We start from the raw sequence: 8,038 nt of genomic DNA, 5'->3' as shown, positions 1-8,038 counted from the left end.
GGGCTTCCCCGGCGGCCAGGCGCCGCGCGGGCAGAACGGCGGGGGCTTCCCCGGCGGGCAGGCCTTCCCGGGCGGCGGCCAGGGCTTCCCGGGCGGCGGCAGCGGCACCGACCACGCCAACGGCCGCCACGAGCGCGGCACCGGCACCGACGGCACGAGCGGCACCGGCGGCCTCCCCGGCGGCACCGTCGGTGGCACGGCCGGCGGCCCGCCCCCCGGCGGCATGGGCGGCCTGCTCGACGGCCCCAAGGTGACCGACGAGGTCGCCGCCATGCTCAAGGAGAACGCCGACCACTACACCTGGGCGGCCGCCGCGATCGGCTCGCAGACCGCGGCCGGCTACCAACTCGCCACCGGCGAACCGGTGATGGCCCTCGGCGGCTTCAACGGCACCGACCCCTCGCTGACCCTGACCGGCTTCCAGCAGTACGTCCAGGAGGGCAAGGTGCACTGGTTCATCGGCGCGGGCGGCTCCCACCGCGGCTTCGGCGGCGGCGCGGGCGGCGAGGGCGGGCAGCAGAGCGAGTCCGCCCAGATCGAGTCCTGGGTGACCGCCCACTTCACCGCGAGGACCATCGGCTCGACCACCTTCTACGACCTGACGGCCCCCACCTCCTGACCGGGGGTCCGCGCCCCCTCCGCACTATCCCCGGTCGGCCCCCGCCGCCCTCAGTCGGACCCGCAGTGGGTGCCCGCCGCCGGCAGCCGCCCGTCCACCAGGAACGCCGTCACGGCCGCCCGGACGCAGCCGCTCTTGTCGTACGCGGTGTGCCCGTCGCCCTCCCGGGTGAGCAGCACGCCGTGCTCCAGCCCGGCGGAGAGCCGCTCGGCCCAGGCGTACGGGGTGACCGGGTCGGCGGTGGAGCCGATCACCAGGAGCGGGGCGCTGCCCGGCGCCCGGACCGGTCGCGGCGGTTCGGCCGGACGGTACGGCCAGGGGCGGCAGTCCGCTTCGAGCAGGGTGCCCACCGGGTCGTGCCCGCTGGTCAGCGGGGCCCGGGCGGCGAGTTCGGCGAGGGCCGGGCGCAGCTCCGCCTCGGTGGGCGGCGGCGGGCCGTCCGCGCAGGAGATGGCGGCGAAGGCGTCGGCCGGGGTCCGGTAGCGGCCGTCCTCGCCGCGGCCGTCGGCGCCGTCGGCGAGGGCGAGCAGGCCGTCGGCGTCGCCCCGGGTGACGGCCGGTTCGAGGGCCTCGCGCAGTCGGGGCCAGGAGCGGCGGCCATCGGAGAGCACGTCCAGGGCGGCGACCCAGCCGAGCGCGGCGGTGAGGGTACGGCCGTCGGCGGCGCGCAGCGGGTGGTCGCGCAGGCCGTCGAGGAAGCGGGCGAGGCGCTGCGGGGCGGCGGCCGGGTCGGCGCCGAGCGGGCAGGCCGTCCCGTCCTCGGTGGCGCAGTCGGCGGCGAAGGCCCGGCGCCCGGTCGCGGCGGCGACGGCGGCTTCGCCGCCGAGCCGCGCCGCGGGGGCGCTGTGGTCGACGGCGCCGTCGAGGACGAGCCGGCCGGTGCGGTCGGGGAACTCCTCGGCGTAGCGGGCGCCGAGGTGGGTGCCGTAGGAGAAGCCGAGGAAGTCCAGCCGGCGTTCGCCGAGGGCGCCGCGCAGCACGTCGAGGTCGCGGGCGGTGTCGCGGGTGCCGAGGTGCGGGAGCAGGTCGGCGTGCCGGGCGCGGCAGGCCTCGGCGAGGATCCGGCCGTGGTCGTAGGCCGGGTCGTCGGTGGCGTTCCACTGGTCGCGGGTGCGGTCGTCCAGGCAGTGGACGGGGGTGGTGTCGCCGGCGCCGCGCGGGTCGAAGCCGACCAGGTCGTACCGGTCGTGCAGCGGCCCCTGGTAGCTCTGCCAGCCCCAACGGAGCATGTTGACACCGGAGTTGCCGGGGCCGCCGGGGTTGAGCAGCAGGGCGCCGAGCCGCCGCTTCGGGTCGGCGGCGGGCACCTTGGCGAGGGCGACGTCGACGGTGCGGCCACCCGGGTCGGCGTAGTCCAGCGGGACCTTGAGGGTGGCGCACCGCACGGCGGCCGCGTCCTGGTCGCCGCCGTCCTCGCCGGGGCAGTTCCGCCAGTCGATCCGCTGGTCGTAGAGCGCGCGCAGGGCGGGGGCCGCGGTGGCGGCGACCCGTTCGTCCAGCGGCGGGCGGGCGGCCGGACGGGCGGCGCCCGTGCAGCCGCTCGACAGCGTGAGGGCGAGGGCGGCGGCGAGGGCGGGCACGGCGCGCCCGGCCGACCGGGGGAGCGGAGAGATCATCGGGGCCACCGCCCACGAATACCATCCGGCCCGCGCCCGGCCGTCACCGGGGGCACACCGCACCCGCCCTTCGAGGGCTCGGATTGACGTTTCGTCAGCCGCCGCACAGCTGGAGCATGGTCTTCTTGTCGGCCTCGGTGACGGGCAGCTGGTACTTCAGCGAGACCTGGGCGAAGCGCACCGCGTAGGAGCAGCGGATCTCGGTGTTGGCGGGTAGCCAGGAGGCCGGGCCGGAGTCGCCCTTGGAGGCGTTCTGCGAACCGTCGGCGGGGATCAGGTTCAGCGGGTCGTTGGCGATCTGGACGCGCTTGGCCTTGTCCCACTTGCTGGCGCCCATCTGCCAGTCGTAGGAGAGCGGCATCACGTGGTCGATCTGGATCTTGGAGGCCTGCTGCTTGCTCCACTGGACGCTCTTGCCGGTGTACGGGTCCCAGATGGTCATCGCGGTGACCGTGCAGTCCGAGCCGTCCTTGTGCTCGACGGCGGTGCCGTCCCGGGCCAGCAGGTCGTTGCGGGTGTCGCACTTGTTGCCGCCGAACGGGACGCCCTCGACGTTGTCCGTCCAGGCGGGGCCGAACTCGTTGCGGTCGTAGCCGTCCTTGGTGCCGACGGCGGCGGTGGTCACCTTGGCGATGACGTCCCGGCCGGCCTTCTGCTCCTCGGGGGTGGTCAGCGGCGCCAGGCCGGGCTTGGTGCCGTCCGGGTTCTGCAGCGGGCTGGTGCCGGTGGCCCCGGCGGCGGCGGTGCCGCCGTTGGCCTTGGGGCCGGTCGACTTGTGGTCGCGGCCGCCGATCAGCCAGCCGACCAGCGCGAGCACGCATATCAGGAAAACGGTGGCGGCGGACAGCGTGGAGCGGCGGGCGGGCACGGAGAACTCCGGAGGTCAGGGGCGGGTTGACGGCAAGCCAGCAGACCAGCCGCCCGGGGGCAGGTCAAGCCGACGCCACGCGATCCCGCCGAGCATGTCGAAGCTCACACCCGCTCACATCGCCGGGCCGGGCCCGGCCCGGCCGGCGGCCGAACCGTCGGGGTGCGGCCGCCGCGCACGGCCTGCGCTTGTGGCTTCCCACAATGCGCGCCCCGGCCCCGACCGGGCAGGCTGGCCCCATGCAGACCGCACCGACACCCGCCGGACCGGGCCCGGTCGCCGCCCTGGTGCTCGCCGCCGGGGGCGGGCGGCGCCTCGGCGGGCGGCCCAAGGCGCTGCTCCGGTACCGGGGCAGGCCGCTGGTGGAGCACGCGGTGGCGGTGGTCCGGGCCGGCGGCTGCGCGGAGGTCACGGTGGTGCTGGGCGCGGCGGGCGAGCGGGTCCGGGCCACCGCGCACCTGCCGGGCTGCCGACTGGTCGGCAACCCCGACTGGGCGCAGGGCATGGGCACCTCGCTGCGGGCCGGCCTGGCCGCGCTGCCGCCGCACGCCTCGGCGGCGCTGGTGATGCTGGTGGACACCCCCGGCGTCACCCCGGCCGCGGTGGCCCGGCTGCTGGCCGCCCACCGGGCGGGCGCCGAACTGGCCGCGGCGGCCTACGAGGGGCGGCGCGGGCACCCGGTGCTGATCGGCGCCCGGCACTTCGCCGAGGCGGCGGCGGGCGCCCGCGGCGACGCCGGGGCCCGCGCCCTGCTGACGGCGCGCGCCGCGGAGCTCGTCCTGGTCGAGTGCGCCGACGTCGCCGCCCCGGACGATCTCGACACCCCCGCCGACCTGGCCCGCTGGTCCGCCGGCTGAACGTCCCGCTCCGCTCCGCCGGGCATCCCCCTCCGGAAGGATTCCTTCCCTACCCGGGCGGGCAGGAGCCCCTGATCCGTCCCTGAGGATTGCCCCATTCCGCGTCCTGCGCCGGACATTTCGGGGAGCATGGGAGACGTTCCACCCACCCGACACCGACGGACGGAGCCCGCGATGGCCGGACTGCCCGACGACTTCACCGGACACGACCCCGCGCGGCCGGGGCCCGGCGGTGGCGCCCGGGCGATCCGCTGCCCCGCCTGCCGCCGCGAGCACCTCTACGAACCGCCCTCCCTGCCCTGTCCGTGCGGGGCCTCGCTCAAGGTGCCGCTGCTGCGCGGCGGGGTGCCGGTGCAGGTGCGCTTCCGCTCCTGGGAGGACTCCTGGCTGAGCATGCGCTGCCCGCACTGCGGCCGCTCCGACCAGTGGCCGCAGCCCGAGTTCACCTGCAACTGCGGCGCCACCGTCCGGCTGCCGGTGGACCGCGCCACCCGGCTGGGCACCGGCACCGCCGCCCCGCTCGCCGCCCCCGGCCCGCAGGCCGCCCGCCCGTACCCGGCCCACCCGGCGAACGCGCCCGCCCCGGCCCCGCCCGCGCCGTCCCCCACCGGCCGCTCCCGCCCGTTCCGGCACCGCGCGCCGTTCCGTCCGCACCCGGTGCGCACCTCGCAGGACGCGGTGTTCACCGCCGCCCGCTACCTGGAGTGGCTCGGCTTCGACGACCTGGAGCTCACCGAGGCCCAGGAGCGCGACGGGGTCACCCTGCTGGGCGGCCGGATGGTCGCCCAGGTGGACACCTGGACCGAGCCCGCCGACGTGAAGTCGGTCGAGTGCCTCTGGCTCCAGACCCTGCACGCCGAGGAGATGGCCGCCGCGATGTTCACCCTCGCGGGCTATTCGCACCAGGCCACCGTGCGCGGCGAACAGCTGCTGGTGGCCCTGTTCAGTCTGGACCTGGCGGGTGTGCCGCAGCCCGCGAACGGCGCCGCCGAGGCCCTGATGGAGACCGGCTGGACCTCCTGACCCACCGGGCGGCCCCGCCGGGCCGCCCCACCGGCCCCCTCCGGACCCTTTTCCCTCGCGCACCCCTAGATCATTTCTCTTCCAAAAGCAACAACCTTCGCTCGTGATCTGGTGCACAAGCTCACCCCCGTGTTGAATTGCCGCCACAGCGCGGGCCTTTCGCCCTGTCGTCGCCATGCGTGCGGGTCGTGGCGACAGGGCCTCAGGGGCAGGTCCGCGCCCATGCCGGATGGCGCACACAAGGAGGTGGCGTTGTCGGAGCACGGATGGGACCCGAGCAACCCGGACGGGCGGGGGCGGGCGGCAGCGGAGGAGCCGGGTGACACCGTGTGGCGGCTGAGGTCCCGGGGGTGCTGGCAGGAGGCCGCCGAACTACTGCGACCGACCGCCGAGCACGACCCGGACGCGGCCCTGGGGCGGGCCGAACTCCTCATCGAGCAGTGCCTGTTCACCGCCGCGAACTGGACCCAGGCGGAACAGGCGCTGCGCCTGGCGGAGGCCCTGGCCTCCGGCACCGAGCAGCGCGCGGCCGCCGCCTGCGCCCGCGGCTTCCTCGCGTACGTGGCGAGCGTCCTCGGCCCGCGGGACCGGCTGGACGAGGCACAGGCGGCGCTCGGCCGCACCTCGGCCCTGCTGCCGCCGGACGCCCCGGGCCGCCCGCTGCTGGACTTCCGGCGCGGGCTGGTCGCCGAGAACCTGCTGCGCGACCGCAGCGCCGCCTGGATCGCCTACCGGCGGGCGCACGAGGGCGCCGGCGAGCGCGGGGACGAACTGCTGCGCTCGTACACCTGGCGGCACCTGGCCGCGCTGGCGCTCTCGCGCGGGGAGCGCGGGAACGCCCGGGAGGGCTTCGACGCCTCCCTGCGGCTGCGCGAGCAACTCGGCTTCACGGTCGGGGTGGCGCCGGCGCTCGCGGCGCTCGCCGAGGTGTCCGAGCCGCCCGAGGCCGCGCGGCTGCGGGCCGAGGCGACCCGGCTGGTGGACGCCCTGGGCGGCGTGCCGGTCTGGCTCGCGCGCCAACTGAACGCCCTCCGCACACCCGGTGCTCCCCCGGACGGGCGCATCACCAGCGAGACCGGGGGGACGATCAGCTAAGGTGAGGCTAACCTGGCCGGGGGGAGCAGTACCCCGGCCGGGTCGCCTTGCCGTTCCCCGGGCACCGCCATGCCCCGGTCCGGCCGCGTCCGGCGCCGCCACCACCCGGCCGGGCACCGCCGGGCGGACCATGGGCGCCCCGGTCGACCCGATGGGGCCGTCCATGACCGCGAGCAGCACCCGGCCCGGCCCCAGGCCGCGCGTCCCCCGCACCACCGGGGCGCGCACCCCCGCCCCCACCGCCCCGGGCGCCCCCTCGTACCACCGGCTGTCCGGACTCACCCCCGTCCTGACGGTGCGCTGCGCGCCGCCCCGGCGCGACGGCGGCTGGCTGCCCGCCGCCGACCTCGCCGCCCGCCCCGAGGCGGTGCGCGAGCTGATCGCCCACGACGCCCGGCAGGGCCTCGCCCGCTACGGGCAGCCGCTGCGCCCGGACGTCGCGGCCGGCTTCGGGCTGCACCGCTTCGTCTGGCCAGTCTCGCTGCTGTTCACGCTGCCGTGGTTCCTGGAGCGGCGCGTCCCGCTGCTCGGCCTCGGGGACGTCGCGCTGCGCCGGCACCCCGACGCGGTCGAACTGACCGTCCGCCCGGCGGAGTTCGCCTGCCTTCCGGACGACCCGGCTGCCGGGACGGCGGCGGGTTCGAAGCCCGGGATGGCGGCGGGCCCGGGGTGGGCCCGGACGGTGCCGGACGAGGCGGCGCTGGCCGCCGCGCTGCGGTCCGCGCTGGGCTCCTTCCTGGCCCCGGTGCTGACCGCCTTCGGCCCGGAGGCGCGGCGCGGGCCCCGGGTGCTGTGGGCGATGGCCACCGACGCGGTGGTGGAGGGGCTCTGCTACGCGGGCGGGCTGCTCGGGGAGCAGGAGCGGGCGCGCGCCGAACTGTCCGCGCTGCTGGCGCCCGGCGAGCCCCTCGACCCCGCGCGCACGCCCGGCGCGGGCGACCGCCCCGCTCCGGCCCCGGCCCCCTTCACCCCGGGCGCCGGATTCGCGCCCCCGGCGCCCGGGAGCGGCGGCGCTCCGGCCCTGGAGCGCTCCCGGGCCAGTTGCTGCCTCGTCTACACCGCGGATCCGAAGGACATGTGCGGCGGCTGTCCGCGCGTCACGCGGCGTTGACGAAAACCTGTCCGATATCAGATCCGAAAAGCCCGTGATTGCAGGAAGAACCCGCCTCCTATTCCCATGACCATGCGATGGTCACCGGGTCAGAAATCCCTCTCCTCAGCGCATTGACGGTGAATCGGCCATTTCCTCGCCGCGCGTCCGCCATGATGGTCCCCGCCATCACGACGCAGGAAAGCGACGCAGGAAAGCGAGGCTGGTTCCGGCGATGAAATTGTCCGACATACCGCTCGGATGGGCGATCACCGTGGTCGTGGGGCTGCTGGTCAGCGCACTCCTGGTGGCCCTGCTCCGCAGCCGGGGGTCCGCCTCCGCCACCGCCGGTCCGGATTCCTGGGAGCGTTCCGAGGAACGGCGCCGCCGCAAGGAATCCCTGTACGGCGGCGCCTCCTACACCCTGTTGTTCTGCTGCGCGGGCGTCGCGGCCGCCCTCTCCTTCCACGGCCTGGTCGGCTTCGGCGTGCAGAACCTGGGCCTGTCCGGCGGCTGGGAGTACCTCGTCCCGTTCGGCCTGGACGGCGCGGCGATGTTCTGCTCGGTGCTCGCCGTCCGCGAGGCCAGCCACGGCGACGCGGCGCTCGGCTCCCGGCTGCTGGTCTGGCTCTTCGCCGGCGCCTCGGCCTGGTTCAACTGGGTGCACGCCCCACGCGGCCTGACCCACGCCGGCGCCCCGCAGTTCTTCTCCGGCATGTCCCTCTCCGCGGCGATCCTCTTCGACCGGGCGCTCAAGCAGACTCGCCGGGCCGCACTGCGCGAGCAGGGCCTGGTGCCGCGCCCGCTGCCGCAGATCCGCATCGTCCGCTGGCTGCGCGCCCCGCGCGAGACCTACGCGGCCTGGTCGCT

The 8,038-nt window shown here is 76.5% G+C and carries 7 protein-coding genes and 1 pseudogene; 6 read left to right on the top strand and 2 right to left on the bottom strand.

Annotated features, from left to right (window positions below; genetic code table 11):
• Nucleotides 1-619, top strand: a pseudogene (locus ACFU6K_RS23120) (glycosyl transferase); the annotation flags it as partial.
• A gap of 50 nt (nt 620-669) precedes the next feature.
• Here the strand turns inward: ACFU6K_RS23120 and ACFU6K_RS23115 are convergent.
• Together ACFU6K_RS23115 and ACFU6K_RS23110 are read right to left on the bottom strand one after the other, a co-directional pair.
• The gene (locus tag ACFU6K_RS23115; protein WP_380665898.1) at nt 670-2,235 is read right to left on the bottom strand and encodes an alpha/beta hydrolase; all 1,566 of its coding nucleotides are present in this window, start codon (nt 2,233-2,235) and stop codon (nt 670-672) included.
• 94 nt (nt 2,236-2,329) lie between these two features.
• Nucleotides 2,330-3,103, bottom strand: a complete 774-nt coding sequence (locus ACFU6K_RS23110; protein WP_380665896.1) for an HNH endonuclease family protein — start codon at nt 3,101-3,103, stop codon at nt 2,330-2,332.
• Nucleotides 3,104-3,342: 239 nt separating this feature from the next.
• Here ACFU6K_RS23110 and ACFU6K_RS23105 point away from each other — a divergent pair, with 239 nt between their 5' ends.
• From ACFU6K_RS23105 to ACFU6K_RS23085, 5 genes are all read left to right on the top strand, one after another.
• Nucleotides 3,343-3,960: an NTP transferase domain-containing protein gene (locus tag ACFU6K_RS23105; protein WP_380665894.1), complete on the top strand. Its 618-nt coding sequence runs from the start codon at nt 3,343-3,345 to the stop codon at nt 3,958-3,960.
• 174 nt (nt 3,961-4,134) lie between these two features.
• On the top strand, nt 4,135-4,983 hold the full coding sequence (locus tag ACFU6K_RS23100) for a hypothetical protein (protein WP_380665892.1): 849 nt from the start codon (nt 4,135-4,137) through the stop codon (nt 4,981-4,983).
• 222 nt (nt 4,984-5,205) lie between these two features.
• A complete protein-coding gene (locus ACFU6K_RS23095) occupies nt 5,206-6,078 on the top strand; it encodes a hypothetical protein (protein ID WP_380665890.1) in 873 nt (290 codons plus the stop codon).
• Nucleotides 6,079-6,241: 163 nt separating this feature from the next.
• Nucleotides 6,242-7,189, top strand: coding sequence for a (2Fe-2S)-binding protein (locus ACFU6K_RS23090; RefSeq protein ID WP_380665888.1), 948 nt, complete (start codon nt 6,242-6,244; stop codon nt 7,187-7,189).
• A 214-nt stretch (nt 7,190-7,403) separates the two neighbouring features.
• The coding region (locus ACFU6K_RS23085; protein WP_380665886.1) for a DUF2637 domain-containing protein at nt 7,404-8,038 on the top strand (635 nt) is incomplete at its 3' end.

This window comes from Kitasatospora sp. NPDC057512, from assembly GCF_042802135.1.
Classification (GTDB): Bacteria; Actinomycetota; Actinomycetes; order Streptomycetales; family Streptomycetaceae; genus Kitasatospora.
This window is presented reverse-complemented; position numbering and strand designations above follow the sequence as displayed.